The organism is Mycolicibacterium pyrenivorans (genome assembly GCF_025821625.1).
Lineage (GTDB): Bacteria > Actinomycetota > Actinomycetes > Mycobacteriales > Mycobacteriaceae > Mycobacterium > Mycobacterium pyrenivorans.
Genome location: NZ_JACKSH010000096.1, coordinates 1 through 15,076 on the forward strand (window position 1 = coordinate 1; position 15,076 = coordinate 15,076).

Annotated in this window: 13 protein-coding genes and 1 pseudogene; 6 read left to right on the forward strand and 8 right to left on the reverse strand. The window is 68.8% G+C overall.

Annotation, left to right across the window (positions count from 1 at the left end; all coding sequences use genetic code 11):
• Window positions 1-76: 76 nt before the first annotated feature.
• A complete protein-coding gene (imuA', locus tag H7I57_RS11965; RefSeq protein ID WP_264023712.1) occupies window positions 77-784 on the reverse strand; it encodes a DnaE2-dependent mutagenesis accessory factor ImuA' in 708 nt (235 codons plus the stop codon).
• 305 nt (window positions 785-1,089) lie between these two features.
• Between imuA' and H7I57_RS11970 the strand changes: the two genes are divergently transcribed.
• The 4 genes from H7I57_RS11970 to H7I57_RS11985 are packed head-to-tail and all read left to right on the forward strand — an operon-like array spanning window position 1,090 to window position 5,269.
• Window positions 1,090-1,917 (forward strand): SDR family NAD(P)-dependent oxidoreductase, encoded by an 828-nt coding sequence (locus tag H7I57_RS11970; protein ID WP_264023713.1) that lies wholly within the window; start codon window positions 1,090-1,092, stop codon window positions 1,915-1,917.
• A 9-nt stretch (window positions 1,918-1,926) separates the two neighbouring features.
• Entirely contained in the window at window positions 1,927-2,847 is a 921-nt protein-coding gene (locus H7I57_RS11975; protein ID WP_264023714.1) for a ferritin-like domain-containing protein, read from the forward strand.
• A 3-nt stretch (window positions 2,848-2,850) separates the two neighbouring features.
• The gene (locus H7I57_RS11980) at window positions 2,851-4,350 is read left to right on the forward strand and encodes a flavin-containing monooxygenase (RefSeq protein WP_264023716.1); all 1,500 of its coding nucleotides are present in this window, start codon (window positions 2,851-2,853) and stop codon (window positions 4,348-4,350) included.
• A 1-nt stretch (window position 4,351) separates the two neighbouring features.
• Window positions 4,352-5,269 carry a MerR family transcriptional regulator gene (locus H7I57_RS11985; RefSeq protein WP_264023717.1) on the forward strand — a complete coding sequence of 306 codons (918 nt, stop codon included), beginning with the start codon at window positions 4,352-4,354 and terminating at the stop codon, window positions 5,267-5,269.
• Between the two features lie 9 nt (window positions 5,270-5,278).
• On the opposite strand, the gene guaA is transcribed toward H7I57_RS11985, so the two are convergent.
• Window positions 5,279-6,847: a glutamine-hydrolyzing GMP synthase gene (gene guaA / locus H7I57_RS11990; RefSeq protein WP_264023718.1), complete on the reverse strand. Its 1,569-nt coding sequence runs from the start codon at window positions 6,845-6,847 to the stop codon at window positions 5,279-5,281.
• 79 nt (window positions 6,848-6,926) lie between these two features.
• Complete coding sequence (locus tag H7I57_RS11995) at window positions 6,927-8,663, reverse strand: GMC oxidoreductase (protein WP_264023719.1); 1,737 nt, start codon at window positions 8,661-8,663, stop codon at window positions 6,927-6,929.
• Window positions 8,664-8,739: 76 nt separating this feature from the next.
• On the opposite strand from H7I57_RS11995, the gene H7I57_RS12000 reads away from it, so the two are divergent.
• The gene (locus H7I57_RS12000) at window positions 8,740-9,354 is read left to right on the forward strand and encodes a TetR/AcrR family transcriptional regulator (protein ID WP_264023720.1); all 615 of its coding nucleotides are present in this window, start codon (window positions 8,740-8,742) and stop codon (window positions 9,352-9,354) included.
• A 12-nt stretch (window positions 9,355-9,366) separates the two neighbouring features.
• On the opposite strand, the gene H7I57_RS12005 is transcribed toward H7I57_RS12000, so the two are convergent.
• Entirely contained in the window at window positions 9,367-10,494 is a 1,128-nt protein-coding gene (locus H7I57_RS12005) for a GuaB3 family IMP dehydrogenase-related protein (protein WP_264023724.1), read from the reverse strand.
• 41 nt (window positions 10,495-10,535) lie between these two features.
• A complete protein-coding gene (gene guaB / locus H7I57_RS12010) occupies window positions 10,536-12,014 on the reverse strand; it encodes an IMP dehydrogenase (protein WP_264023725.1) in 1,479 nt (492 codons plus the stop codon).
• A 269-nt stretch (window positions 12,015-12,283) separates the two neighbouring features.
• Between guaB and H7I57_RS12015 the strand changes: the two genes are divergently transcribed.
• Complete coding sequence (locus tag H7I57_RS12015; RefSeq protein ID WP_264023721.1) at window positions 12,284-12,688, forward strand: DUF5319 domain-containing protein; 405 nt, start codon at window positions 12,284-12,286, stop codon at window positions 12,686-12,688.
• Between the two features lie 37 nt (window positions 12,689-12,725).
• Here the strand turns inward: H7I57_RS12015 and H7I57_RS12020 are convergent, their stop codons facing one another.
• The 3 genes and pseudogenes from H7I57_RS12020 to H7I57_RS12030 all read right to left on the reverse strand — a co-directional run.
• Window positions 12,726-13,919, reverse strand: coding sequence for an anti-sigma-D factor RsdA (locus H7I57_RS12020; protein WP_264023722.1), 1,194 nt, complete (start codon window positions 13,917-13,919; stop codon window positions 12,726-12,728).
• Window positions 13,912-14,490, reverse strand: a complete 579-nt coding sequence (locus H7I57_RS12025) for a sigma-70 family RNA polymerase sigma factor (RefSeq protein ID WP_264023723.1) — start codon at window positions 14,488-14,490, stop codon at window positions 13,912-13,914. Before H7I57_RS12025 ends, H7I57_RS12020 begins: the two co-directional genes overlap by 8 nt.
• Window positions 14,491-14,625: 135 nt before the next feature.
• Window positions 14,626-15,076 (reverse strand): annotated as a pseudogene (locus tag H7I57_RS12030) (hypothetical protein); the annotation flags it as partial.

Genomic DNA, 15,076 nt, shown 5'->3' on the forward strand with positions numbered 1-15,076 from the left:
AGGCCGGCGGCCGCCGCGGCGGCGACGGCGGGCCAGTCCATGCACCAGAGCGCCAGGACCCTGGAGCGGCCCGACATCATCCGCCGAGCGCACGGGCGGGGCGCACGCCGCGTCCCCTGGCGCGCATGGCCAGCCGCACCCGGCTGATCCGCCCACATCCCGGTGTGGGCGCGCCGTCCCGCCTGCCTGCTATCTCGTAACCGCTGACGTGCGCGTCCAGCCGGGCGGAGGCTCCCTGCCAATCCCCATCGGTGACGAGCAGCGTGCACTCCCGCTGCCGGGCGCGGGCGACCACCGCCCTGGCTCGGGTCGCAGGCACCGAGCGCCCGCCGAGGCCGAGGACCACCAGGTCCATTCCGTCCATGAGCACCGCGGCCACCTCGACCGGGTCGGCTCCCGGTTCGGGAATGACCGCGATCCTGCTCAGGTCCGCTCCCATCTCCACCGCCGCGAGCAGCCCGAGGTCGGGCTGGCCGATGATCGCGGCGTGACCGCCCTCGGCCGTCACCGCCGCCACCATGCTCAATTCCAGCGATCTGGCCCCCGAGAGCACCGCCACAGTTCCGCGGGGCAACGCGCCGGGAAGCAGTTCAGACACCCAATCAGGCATCGGCAGCAAAGAATCGTGACCCTGCGACAGCTCGGGTGACGGTGGTGCCGCCCGATGACTTCCACCCCCCTTCCCGGCCATCCGCTCGGACACCGACGCCATCTGCCTGCGCAGCTGTTCCACCTGGTCAGCGCGATGCACCCGAGGTCCGTCGACATTCGTCACCAATGTCACTGCAGCCCCTTTCGCATCACCCGGCCCAGACACTGTGTTCGAAAATATGTTCGAGAGCCCAGTAAACACCCGGGCACCGACAGCGTCAACCGCGCCCTCCCCACGTTGAGGCTGCGCTGGCGGCGCACCTCACTCGGACTTCTGCGCCCCTGCCGCAGCCTCAAGGGGAGGCCGAGCAGACGGGTGCACCACTAAATGATGACATTGACAACTGTCACCATTCGATGTTGACTTCCTCTGTGCCCAATGACGAGCACGTGCAACTCCCGCCGCAGGGCCGCGCCACCGGGCAGGCGGGCTGACCCATGGGCATCTTCGGACACAGACGCAGCCGTCACGCCGACGCCGTGATCACCGGCGCGGGCAGTGGCATCGGCGCGGCCTTCGCGGCCGAACTGGCCAGTCGCGGTGGGCGAGTCGTGTGCAGCGACATCGACGGCGGCGCTGCACGCAAGACGGCCGAGGAGATCATCGCCGACGGCGGGCACGCATCGGCGGTGCGCTGCGATGTCACCGACGTCGACGAGGTGCGCATGCTCGCCGACGAGGCGCAGTCCCTTTTCGACGGGCCGCCGACGCTGGTGATCAACAACGCGGGCGTGGCCGCAGGCGGATCCACGATCGGCGATACCGCGCTCGCCGACTGGACCTGGGTCCTCAACGTCAACCTGTGGGGACCGATCCACGGCTGCCACGTGTTCGTCCCCATCCTGCGTGACGCCGGGCGGCCCGCGGGCATCATCAACGTCGCGTCCGCTGCGGCGTTCGGCGCCGCCCCCGGCATGGCCGCCTACAACGTCAGCAAGGCAGGCACGTTGTCTCTGTCCGAGACCCTGGCCGCCGAACTCGCGGGCACCGGCATCAACGTCACGGCGCTCTGCCCCACCTTCGTCAAGACGAACATCGTGGAGGCGGGCCGGATCTCTGGACAGTCCACCCAGCTGGCCGATCAACTGATGCGCTGGATCGGGTTCTCCCCCGAGCGGGTCGCGCGCATGTGCCTGGACACGCTCGACCGCGGCGGCCTCTACTGCATGCCGCAGCCGGATGCCCGGATCGGTTGGGGTATCAAACGTTTCACTCCGACGGTATTCACCCGGGCCGTCGGTTTCACCACCCGTATCACCACGTAGGGAGACATCATGGCGATCGACATGGACGTGATGCTGGCGAAGATCAAGGACCGTCAGTGGGCACTCGCCGACATCGACTGGGCTGCGCCCGGTGCCGAGATGATCACCGACGAGCAGCGGCCCAAGCTCAAGGCATTCATGGCCGACCTGTGCTGGATCGAGAACATCGGCGCCCGAGGCTTCGCCGCGCTGGCCAAGAAGGCGCCCACGCCGACGATCGCCGAGATCTACCGGTACTTCCACGCCGAGGAGCAACGCCACGCCAATGCCGAACTGGCGCTGATGAAGCGGTGGGGCATGCTCGATGACGGCGAGACCCCTGAGCCCAACGTGAACATCAGGTTGGCAATGGACTGGCTGGACACCTATGCCGACAACATGTCGCTGTCGATCCTCGGCACGGTCATCCCGATGCTGGAAGTCGCACTCGACGGCGCCCTGCTGAAGTTCCTGTTGGAGGAGGTCCACGACCCGGTGTGCCACCAAGTGTTCGAGAAGATCAACAACGACGAATCCCGGCATCTGGTCGTCGATTTCGAGGTTCTCGACATGATAGGCCAGCGCACCGCCAGGACGCTGGCCATCGAGTTCGTCGGCACGGTCGCCTCGCCGAGCCTCATCATCGGCGCGTTGATGTACATCCCGCTGCTGAACCGGGCACTCGACGAGATCGTCGCGATGGGTCTGGAACCCGAACGCCTCTACCAGGCCATGCTGCGGTTCAAGCATCTCGGCGAGCGAGGCGAGAACACGTGGCGAGTGCCGGCATTCCAGGTGCTCAAGCGCCACGCGAGCATCGTCGTCAACCCGCGCCATCCGTACCACCTGCTGGCCAACTCCATGGTGTGGATGTCGGAGCGCTATCCACGCCGGCTGCTCAGCCCGATCCCGAGCTGGTTCAAAGAACTAACCCACGAACCGGCAGCCTGACCCATGGCGCCCAAGCGAATTCACGACACCCTCATCGTCGGCGCCGGGTTCGCCGGCCTCGGTGCCGCGATCAAGTTGCGGCAGGCCGGTGTCGACGACATCGTGCTCGTCGAGCGTGCCGACCGGGTCGGCGGCACCTGGCGCGACAGCGTCTATCCCGGTGTGGCGTGCGACATCCCGTCGCTGCTGTATTCGTTCTCGTTCGTCAAGAACCCGTCGTGGTCGCGCGCCTACCCCGCCGGCGCGGAGATCTGCGACCACATCGAGGACATGACCGACCAGTTCGGACTACGTCCCCTGATCCGGTTCGACACCGAGGTCACCGGGCTTTCGTTCGACGAGGCGTGCGGCGTCTGGACCGCGACGACCAAGCAGCGCAAGAAGTTCCAGGCGCGCACCGCGGTACTGGCCTCCGGACCGCTGGCCGATCACAAGCTGCCCGGCATCCGCGGCATCGAGACCTACCGGGGCCACAAGGTCCACAGCGCGGCGTGGGACGAAGACTACGACTTCACCGGTAAGCGGGTCGCGGTGATCGGCACCGGCGCCAGCGCGGTGCAGATCGTACCCGAACTCGTCAAGACCGCACAGTTCGTCAAGGTGTTCCAGCGGACCCCGGGCTGGGTGTTGCCCCGCCTGGACGTGCGTGTGCCCGACGGCGTCCAGGCGCTGTTCGCCGCGGCGCCTGCCACCCAGAACCTGGCCCGCCAGGCGCTGTACTGGGGCCATGAGGCCGCCGCGGCGGCACTGGTGTGGGACACCCCGGTGAGCCGGCTGGTCGCCCGGCTGGGCCGGGCGCACCTTCACCGCCAGGTCTCCGATCCGTGGCTGCGCCGTCAGCTCACCCCGGAGTTCACCCCCGGCTGCAAGCGGATGCTGATCTCCAGCGACTACTACCCCGCCCTGCAACGCGACAACTGCAAGCTGATCGACTGGCCGATCGCGACGCTGAGCCCGGTCGGCATCCGTACCAGCGACGGCGTCGAGCACCACCTCGACGCGATCGTCTTCGCCACCGGTTACGACGTGCACCTCTCCGGCCCGCCGTTTCCGGTGACCGGGCTACGAGGCCGGTCGCTGCAGCAGGAATGGGCAACCCATGCCGAGGCGTACAAGAGCGTCAGCGCGCACGGCTACCCCAACCTGTTCTTCATGACCGGGCCCAATTCCGGGCCGGGACACAACTCGCTTCTGGTCTACATCGAGGGCCAGCTGGACTACGTCGCCGCCGCGATCACGACGATCCTGAACGACAACCTGCGTTATCTCGACGTCCGCGCCGAGGCCCAGCGCCGCTACAACGACCGCATCCAGCGCCGACTGACGAAAACCACGTGGATGTCGGGCTGCACCAGCTGGTATCTGACCGCCGACGGTTTCAACGCGTCGATGTACCCCGGGTTCGCCACGCAGTATCTTCGACAGATGCGTCAATTTCGATTCGAGGACTACACCGCAGTGGCTCTGGACGCCACACCGCGGGTGGTCACGTCGACGGCCTGAGATGTCCCGACCCTCCGCGGGCGGGCAGCCGGCCAAACCACCCAGGCAACCGGCGGGTGCGATCTCGAACATCCTGCGGCGCGTTCGCCGCGGATCTCGTGATGTGGTGGAAACGGCGGTGTCGCAACTGTTCGACGCCGCGGTGCAGCCCCACGGCGCCGCGGCCTCGGGTGAATACCGCATCGACGACCTGGCCCGGCTGGCGGGGACGACGACACGCAACATCCGGGTGTACCGGGACCGCGGCCTGCTGCACCCGCCGCTGCGGGTCGGGCGGATCGCGCTGTTCAACGACACCCATCTGACGCGGCTGCGGATGATCACCTCACTGCTGGATCGGGGTTACAACCTCACCCACGTCAACGAGATGCTGTCCGCGTGGGAGCAGGGCAAGGACGTCGGCGACATGCTCGGCCTGGAGTCCGCGATCGCCGGCAGTTGGGCCACCGAGAAACCCGAGCGGATGTCACTGGCCGAGGCCAGACGGCTGGTCGACGACGACGCAGGGTTCGACCGGATGGTCGGCCTCGGCGTGATCAAGCTCGAGGACGACGGTCGCGACGCCACGATCGTGCGGCCCAAGCTGATCGAGGCGTTCAACGAGATACGGCAGTACGGTGTGGCCACCGGCAAGCTGATCGACCTCCACGAACAGATCGCCCCGCTCGTCGACCAGATCAGCGGCATCCTGGTGCGCGCGGGCGTCGAACACATCGGTGACCGCCTCAACCCCGGGGCCGAACTGCCACCGGACACCGAGCTCGCCGAGATGATCACCATGCTGGTGCGGTTCCGCACGCAGGCGGTCTCGGCCGTCACCGCCACGCTGGCGTTCTCGATCGAGTCGAACGTCGAATCTGTGGTGGCGACGATCCTCGCTCAGTCGATCAACAGCCCGACCGACGACCCGGAGTCCTGACGGCCCTTCTCACTCCCACTCGATGGTGCCCGGCGGCTTGCTGGTGACGTCGAGCACCACGCGGTTCACCTCGCGCACCTCGTTGGTGATACGTGTCGAAATCCGTTCCAGCACTTCGTAAGGCACCCGAGTCCAGTCCGCGGTCATCGCGTCCTCGCTGGACACCGGCCGCAGCACGATCGGATGCCCGTAGGTGCGGCCGTCGCCCTGGACGCCCACCGAACGGACATCGGCGAGCAGCACCACCGGGCACTGCCAGATCTGGTGGTCCAGCCCCGCCGAGGTCAGCTCCTCGCGAGCGATGGCATCGGCCCGGCGCAGGGTGTCCAGCCGCTCTGCGGTGACCTCACCGACGATCCGGATCCCCAGGCCCGGACCGGGGAACGGTTGGCGCGCAACGATTTCCTCGGGCAGCCCCAGCTCGCGCCCGACCGCGCGCACCTCGTCCTTGAACAGCAGGCGCAGCGGCTCGACCAGCTTGAACTTCAGGTCTCCGGGCAGGCCGCCGACGTTGTGATGGCTCTTGATGTTGGCGGTCCCCGACCCGCCGCCGGACTCCACCACGTCGGGGTAGAGCGTGCCCTGGACCAGGAACTCGACAGGCACATCGGAGCCGTCCCGACTCTCGAGGGCGTCGCGCACCGCGCCCTCGAAGGCCCTGATGAACTCGCGCCCGATGATCTTGCGCTTGCCCTCGGGGTTGGTGACCCCGGACAGCGCCTCGATGAACCGGTCGGCCACGTCGACGGTGACCAGCTTGGCGTGCGTCGCGGCGACGAAATCGCGTTGCACCTGCGACCGTTCGCCTGCCCGCAACAACCCGTGGTCGACGAACACACACGTCAGCCTGTCCCCGATGGCCCGCTGGACCAGAGCGGCCGCCACCGCCGAGTCGACACCGCCGGAAAGCCCGCAGATCGCGCGCCCGTCACCGATCTGGGCGCGCACCTGGTCGACGAGGGCGTCGGCGATGTTCGCCGGGGTCCAGGTGGCATCGATACCCGCGAACTCGTGCAGGAACCGGCTCAGGATCTGCTGGCCGTGCGGGGTGTGCATCACCTCCGGGTGGTACTGCACTCCGGCCAGGCGACGCCCCCGGTCCTCGAACGCCGCCACCGGCGCCCCGGAACTGGTCGCCACCACGTCGAATCCCGCCGGGGCCTCGGTCACGGCGTCACCGTGGCTCATCCACACCGGCTGGATGTCGGGGAGATCGGAATGAAGTTGGCCGCCAGTGACTTTCAACTCGGTGCGCCCGTATTCGCTGGTTCCGGTGCGGGCTACGGTGCCGCCGAGCGCCTGTGCCATGGCCTGGAATCCGTAACAGATCCCGAACACCGGGACGTCCAGGTCGAAGAGGCCGGGGTCCAGTTGCGGGGCGCCCTCGGCGTAGACGCTTGCCGGGCCGCCCGACAGCACGACGGCGCGGGGATTGCGCGCCTTGATCTCGGCGACGCTGGCGGTGTGCGGGATGACCTCCGAGTACACCCGCGCCTCGCGGACGCGCCGCGCGATCAGCTGCGCGTACTGCGCGCCGAAATCGACGACCAACACGGGACGGGGGGCTGCAGATTCCACCCGGTCAGTCTAGTGGGGCTGATTCCGCCCCAACGGGTCCGTCGACGTGATCGCCGGAGCCCCGAGCAGCTCGTACGCCTTACCCCGCGGAGGTGACCGGTTCGATCGGGATGCTGCGCAGCGCCGCCGGCGCGTCGACGGGCACGACGGGATGCGCCGGGGCGATCGGCGCCAGCCGCCGGTAGGGCTCGCCCTGGGCAGGTCGCAGATCGTCCTCACCCTGGTTCGGCCACAGCGCCGCCGCCCGCTCGGCCTGGGCGGTGATCGACAGCGACGGGTTCACACCGAGGTTGGCCGAGATCGCCGCACCGTCCATCACCGACAGCGTGGGATAGCCGTACACCCGCTGATAGGGGTCGATGACGCCGTGTTCGGGACTGTCGCCGATCGCCGCACCGCCGAGGAAGTGGGCGGTCAGCGGGATGTTGAACAATTCGCCCCAGGTGCCGCCCGCGACGCCGTCGATCTTCTCGGCGATGCGGCGGGTGACCTCGTTGCCCGCCGGAATCCATGTCGGGTTCGGTTCGCCGTGGCCCTGCTTGCTGTCGAGCAGCCGGAACCCGAACCTGGTCTTCCTGGTGAAGGTGGTGATCGAGTTGTCCAGATGCTGCATGACCAACGCGATCACGGTGCGCTCGCTCCACCGGCGCGGGTTGAGCAGCCGAAGCGTGCCCTTCGGGTCCGCCTCGGCGTTGCGCAGCAACTGCTTCCAGCGCGGCACGTCGGTGCCCTGAGGTCCGGCGCCGTCGGTCATCAGCGTCTGCAACAGCCCCATCGCGTTGGACCCCTTGCCGTAGCGCACCGGTTCGACGTGCGTATCGGGGGTCGGGTGGATCGACGACGTGATCGCCACGCCGTGGGTGAGGTCCAGATCGTCGGCCACCGCGAGGCGCCCTGCGCCGACGATGGACTCGGAGTTGGTCCGGGTCAGCACGCCGAGGCGGTCGGACAGCCTGGGCAGCTTGTTGCCGTCGCGCATCTTGAACAGCAGCTTCTGGGTGCCGTAGGTGCCCGCCGCGAGGATCACGTGGCGCGCGGTGAACGTCTTGCGCCGTCTGCGCAGCTTGCCTCCGGTGCGGGTGGTCTGCACCTCCCAGATGCCGTCGGCCCGTTGCTCGAAGCTCTTCACCATCGTGAGCGGGTGCACCTGCGCGCCTGCGGATTCCGCGAGCCCGAGGTAGTTCTTCACCAAAGTGTTCTTGGCGCCGTAGCGGCACCCGGTCATGCAGGAGCCGCACTCGATGCATCCGGTGCGGGTGGGCCCGGCGCCGCCGAAGTAGGGGTCGGCGACGCGCTTGCCGGGAGTCTTCTCGCCGTCGGCGCCGAAGAACACCCCGACGGGCGTCGGGACGAAGGTGTCACCGACACCCATGTCGTCGGCGACCTCCTTCATGATGCGGTCGGCGTCGGTGAACGTCGGGTTCATCACGACGCCGAGCATCCGCTGCGCCTGGTCGTAGTGCGGCATCAGTTCGTCGCGCCAGTCGGTGATGTCGCGCCACTGCGGGTCCTTGAAGAACGGCTCCGGCGGCACGTACAGCGTGTTGGCGTAGTTGAGCGACCCGCCACCGACGCCGGCGCCCGCCAGGATCATCACGTTGCGCAGCAGATGGATGCGCTGGATGCCGTACATGCCGAACTGCGGCGCCCACAGGAACTTGCGCAGGTTCCACGAGGTCTTCGCGAAGTCGGTGTCGCCGAACCGGCGGCCGGCTTCCAGCACGCCGACCCGGTAGCCCTTCTCGGTGAGCCGCAGCGCGCTCACGCTGCCGCCGAATCCCGAACCGATGATGAGGACGTCGTAGTCAGGCTCCATCAAAACAGTATGAACTTACCCGCCGGTAACTTGCTAGCGAGGCGACCCTTACCGCCCAGGCGATACTGTCGGTCGGGTGGCGAACGGGATCACGGCTCGCGAGGCGAAACGCCTGCAGACCAGGGAGCGGCTGCTGGGCGCGGCCATCGCGGAGTTCAAGCGGGCCGGTATGGCCGACGCCGACGTCGGCGCGATCGTCGGGGCGGCCGGCGTTGCTCATGGCACGTTCTTCTTCCACTTCCCGACCAAGGAACACGTGCTGCTCGAACTCGAGCGGCGCGAGGAGGACCGCATCGCCAAGCGGTTCGCCCAGTTCACGAAGTCACACAAGGATCTGCCCTCGACGCTGCGGGAGGCCGTGAGCCTGGTGATGGGCCTGGAGCGGCGCCTCGGCGTGCTGCTGTTCAAGGACTTCCTGGCGCTGCATTTCTCCCCGACCCGGCCGCCCGCCGCCGCGAGCGGCGATAAAGGCGCCGAGCACGGTGACGATCACCCGCTGATCGTGCTGGTCGCCGACCAGATCGAGAAGGCCCGGCAGCGCGGTGACACCGATCCGGACCTCACACCGATGAACAGCGCGATCTACTTCCTGCTCGGGCTGTACGCGTTGCTGATCACCACCGACGATTCGCCCGCGCGCACCGGCCTGGTCGACGACTATCTGGTCCGGACGCTGCGGAGCATGCAGTGACGATCAGCTCGCTCAGCTGCCGACGGTCAACCCGACCTTCTGGAACTCCTTGAGGTCGCAGTAGCCCGCCTTGGCCATCGACCTGCCCAGGCCGCCGACCAGGTTCAGCGAGCCGAACGGATCGTCGGACGGACCGGTCAGCACCTGCTCCAGCGTCGGCCGTTCACCCGCGGCCACCTGCAGCAGCGCACCGCGCGGCAGCGACGGGTGCGCGGCCGCCGCGGGCCAGAACCAGCCGCCCCCAAGCGCTTCCGCGGCCGACGCCAGCGGCGTGCCGAGCACCACGGCATCCGCACCACACGCGATGGCCTTCGCCAGATCCCCCGAAGTGTGGATGTCGCCGTCGGCGAGCACGTGCACGTACCGCCCGCCGGTCTCGTCGAGATACTCGCGCCGCGCCGCCGCGGCGTCGGCGATGGCGGTGGCCATCGGGACGCTGATGCCGAGCACCTCGTCACTGGTGGTGACCCCGCTGGTGGAGCCGTAGCCGACGATCACCCCGGCGGCGCCGGTGCGCATCAGGTGCAGCGCGGTGCGGTGGTCGAGCACGCCGCCGGCAACGACCGGAACGTCGAGTTCGGAGATGAACGTCTTCAGGTTGAGCGGTTCGGTATCCTGCGCTACCCGCTCGGCGGAGATGATCGTGCCCTGGATGACCAAAAGGTCGATGCCCGCCGACACCAGGGCGGGCGTCAGCGCCTGGGCGTTCTGCGGGCTGACCCGCACCGCGGTGGTCACGCCGGCGTCGCGGATCCGCGCCACCGCCGCCCCGAGCAGATCGGGATCCAATGGCGCCGAATGCAATTGCTGCAGCAGGCGGATCGACGCCGACGGATACGGTTCCTTGTCCGCGGCCTCGAGCACCTGGGCGATCTTGTCGCCGACGTCGGCGTGCCGCCCGATCAGACCCTCGCCGTTGAGGACGCCGAGACCACCGAGGCGTCCGAGCTCGATCGCGAACTCCACCGACACCAGCGCGTCGGTGGGATGGGACACCACCGGGATCTCGAACCGGTAGGCGTCCAGCTGCCAGGCCGTCGAGACGTCCTTCGACGAGCGGGTGCGCCGCGACGGCACGATGTTGATGTCGCCGAGTTCATAGGTCCGGCGGGCGGTCCGGCCCATGCCGATCTCCACCATGTCTCGCATGTGTTGCTCAGTCCTTGCCTGGGCCGGGGCCGTCAGCGGTTGTAGTAGTTCGGAGCTTCCGCCGTCATCGTGATGTCGTGAGGATGGCTCTCCTTGAGCCCGGCGGCGGTGATCTGGACGAACTGCGCCTGCTGCAGCGCCTCGATCGTCGCCGAGCCGGTGTAGCCCATCGCCGCGCGCAGCCCGCCGGTGAGTTGGTGGATGACGGTCGACAGCGGGCCACGGAACGGCACCCGGCCCTCGATGCCCTCGGGGACCAGCTTGTCCTCGGAGAGCACGTCGTCCTGGAAGTAGCGGTCCTTGGAGTAGGAGCCGCGCAGGTTGCCCCCGGCGCCGCGGCCCTGCATCGCCCCCAGCGAACCCATCCCGCGGTAGCTCTTGAACTGCTTGCCGTTGACGAAGATCAGCTCGCCCGGCGACTCCGCGGTGCCTGCGAGCAGCGAGCCCAGCATCGCGGTGGACGCGCCTGCGGCCAGCGCCTTGGCGATGTCACCGGAGTACTGCAGCCCACCGTCGGCGATCACCGGAACGCCCGCGGGCGCGCACGCGGCGACCGCCTCGAGGATCGCGGTGATCTGCGGCGCGCCGACACCGGCGACCACCCGGGTCGTGCAGATCGAGCCGGGACCGACACCGACCTTGACCGCATCGGCGCCGGCGTCGACGAGCGCGGCGGCGGCGGCCCTGGTGGCGACGTTGCCGCCGACCACCTCGACGCGGTCACCGACGACGGTCTTGAGGCGGTGCACCATCTCCAGCACCCCGCGGTTGTGGGCGTGCGCGGTGTCGACGATCAGTACGTCCACGCCGGCGTCGGCGAGCGTCATCGCGCGCGTCCACGCGTCGTCGCCGACCCCCACGGCGGCGCCGACCAGCAGCCGGCCGTCGCTGTCCTTGGTGGACAGCGGGAACTGCTCGGTCTTGACGAAGTCCTTGACGGTGATCAGCCCGGTGAGGTTGCCGCGGCCGTCGACGATCGGAAGTTTCTCTATCTTGTTGCGGCGCAACAGCCCCAGCGCTGCCTCGGCCGAAACGCCCTCCTGGGCGGTGATCAGCGGCGCCTTGGTCATCACCTCCGAGACCGGCTTGGACTGGTCGACCTCGAAGCGCATGTCGCGGTTGGTGATGATCCCGACGAGATGCCCATCCGCATCGACCACGGGCAGACCCGAGATGCGGAACCGTGCGCACATCGCGTCGACCTCGGCCAGCGTGTTGTCCGGCGAGCAGGTCACCGGGTCGGTGACCATCCCGGCCTCGGACCGCTTGACGGTCTCGACCTGCCCGGCCTGCTCGGCCACCGGCAGGTTGCGGTGCAGCACGCCCATGCCGCCGGCACGCGCCATCGCGATCGCCATGCGCGACTCGGTCACGGTGTCCATGGCCGAACTCACCAGCGGGACCTTCAGCCGGATCTTGCGGGTCAGCTGGCTGGACGTGTCCGCTGTGGCGGGGATCACATCTGATGCGGCGGGCAGCAGCAGCACGTCGTCGAAAGTGAGTCCGAGCATCGCAACCTTGGTCGGATCGTCACCACCGGTGGGCACCGGGACGGCGATGGGGATGCTGCTTTCGTCGATCGACGTGGGTATCGACACGGATGAGCCTCCAGTAACAGATTGCAGCCAGGCACAAAACGCGACCTGAAAGGCACATCTTATCGGCATCGAGCTCGCACTTCCGGTTCCCCACCTCCAACGCGGGAACGTGCCGGACGGTCGGCCGACGTGCCCGCGGAACCGCTGGCGCGATAGCTGGGGGGCTGCGTAGTCTTGGAGTCGTGCGAGACCACTTGCCACCAGGACTGCCACCCGACCCGTTCGCCGACGATCCGTGCGACCCGTCGGCGGCGCTCGATGCCCTGGAGCCGGGCCAGCCGCTGGATCCGCAGGAGCGCACCGCCGTCGAAGCCGACCTCGCCGACCTGGCGGTCTACGAGGCACTGCTGGCGCACAAGGGGATTCGGGGTCTCGTCGTCTGCTGTGACGAATGCCAGCAGGACCACTATCACGACTGGGACATGCTGCGCGCGAACCTGCTGCAGCTCCTCGTCGACGGCACCGTCCGTCCGCACGAGCCCGCCTACGACCCCGAGCCGGATACCTACGTGACGTGGGACTACTGCCGGGGTTACGCCGATGCCTCGCTCAACGAAGCGGCGTCGGAACCCGACGGCTATCGCTGAGAGCTGAATTCACCCCGCCGCGATACGCGGCCGATCGTCACGGCACCAACGGGAACGTGGTGGTCGGGACCTGCCCGGCCGGCGGTGACGGCACCGCCGTCGGCGTCGGGATGGGTGTCGGCTGCGGCGCGGGTGTAGGTGACGGTGCCGCCGTCGGCGTCGGGATCGGAGTCGACGTCGGGGTGGACCTCGGGGTCGGCGACGGCGTGGATGCCGCGACCGTCGTCGTCGGCGAGGGCGCCGTGGTGGTCGGCGCGGGCGCCGACGAGGACTGCTGCGCGATCATCGACGTCGTCGTGGTCGTCGCCGCGGGACTCGTCGCAGCGGGCGGCGCCGTGGTCGTCGTGACCGGCGCCGAGGTGGTCGGCGTGGCCGCGGTCTCCGACGTGGTCGGCGCGCTCGACTCGACGGGCGTTGTCTCCACCGGCGAGGTCTCGCCCGGTGATGTCGCGGTCGTCTCGGTCGGTGACGTCTCGCCCGGTGATGTCGCTGTGGTCTCGCCCGGCGACGTCTCGCCCGGCGACGTGGTGGTCTCCGACGACCCAGGCGTCAGCGGAATGAGCGTTCCCGGGTCGAGGCTCACCACCGGCACCTCGGGGAAGGTGGGCAACGGCGCGTCGGGAGGCGGGGTGGCGGCCGGGTCCTGAGCCTCGACCTTGACCGTCAGCTCCTGCCACTGGGTGACCAGTTCCTGTTTGCGCTCAACGTCGTTCACCGTCGCGACGGTGGTGGTGATCGTCTCCAGCTTGTCATGGGCTGCCTGCCAGTCACCCTGCTCGATGAGCTGCTGCACCTGAGCCATCTCGGTCTGGGCGGCGAGGATCACCGCGTCGTCGCGCGGCGTCGTCTGCTCACCGAACAGCATGGTGCGCAACCCGTACAGCGCGTCGCCGGGGCCCGCTCCGGCGACCACCGCACCGAAGCCACCGAGGCACAGCACCGCGGCGGCCGCCGAACCCACGACCGCAAGGGACAGCCGCCGACGGGGACCTGGCGAGGTGACGCGGTCGAGAGCCATCTCGGCCTCGTGCTGCGTCACCACCGCGCCCATCGGGGTCTCGCGGACATCGTCGCGCCAGCCCGCAAGCAGGTTGGCCAGCTCGGCCTCGCCGCGATCGGTCGCGTAGACGGGTTGCTGCGAGGCCAGCGCGTCGAGGAATTGATCGGTGCGGTTGATCTCGTTGAGCGAGGGGTCCCCGCCGTTGGCATTCCAGCGTCCGAAATCAGGCATGGTCACGCCCCGTCGCCATGATCTCCGTCTTCAGTCGCGCCAGCGCGCGGTGCTGCGCGACACGCACCGCCCCGGCCGTGCTGCCGACCGCGTCCGCGGTTTCCTCGGCACTCATGCCGACGACGACGCGCAGGATCAGGATCTCCCGCTGCTTGTCCGGCAGGATCTGCAGAAGCGCGTTCATCCGGGCCGACTGCTCGGACTCGATCGCCAGCTGCTCGGGCCCTGCCTCACCGGAGAAGCGCTCGGGGACGACGTCCATCGGATCCGACTTGTTGCGGCCGGCGGCTCGATGTGCGTCAGCAACCTTGTGTGCAGCGATGCCGTAGACGAAGGCCAGGAACGGTCGTCCCTGATCCCTGTAGCGCGGCAGCGCCGTGATGGCAGCCAAGCACACCTCCTGAGCAACGTCATCTGCTGAGAGACCACTGCGCTCCGTGGTCCCCACCCTCGCCCGGCAGTACCGGACGATGATGGGGCGGATGGTCTCCAGCACTTCCCGGAGTGCGTCCCGATCACCGGCGACTGCCTCAGCGACGACAGCGTCGAGATGTTCTCCCGAAATTGTCATCGTGGGTGATCACTCCAGCGTTACGTCGAGGACACTCCTCCGGCGGCGCGGGAGGTGGTTCTGCCGGCGGGCAGGTGGCCGCACCAACCGGTGCGGCTCAGCTAAACAATAACGACCACATAGGGCACATCCGCGTTACCGCGAGCGCCACACGCCGCCCCGTCGGGTCACGGTTTGGGCGGCGTCGTCGCGGATGGCGGCGACCTCGGGGCGGGAATGCTCCCCGCCGGGGAGGTCGGCGAGCAGGCACGCCGCCGCCCATCGCAACGGGATCAGGCCCGATGCGCCTGCCTGTCGCAGCGCTTCGTCCGCCTCGCGGCGCGACGTGTCGACGTCCCCGAGGCTGCACAACGCGGCGGCCAGGATGACGCGGGACTTGACCGTGTGCCGCACCGAGCCGAGGGTCGTCGCGAGTTGCACGGCGCGCTCCGCGTGGCCGACGGCGGACGCGCCGTCACCGCAGACCATGGCGAGTTCGGCCGACACCCAGGCGAAGCGCACGGGCAGTCGCGGCCACGCCGAGGCGGTGACCGGATCCTTCGCGCGCTGCAGCGCCCGCGCCGACGCGGCTGCCCGGCCCACCCCC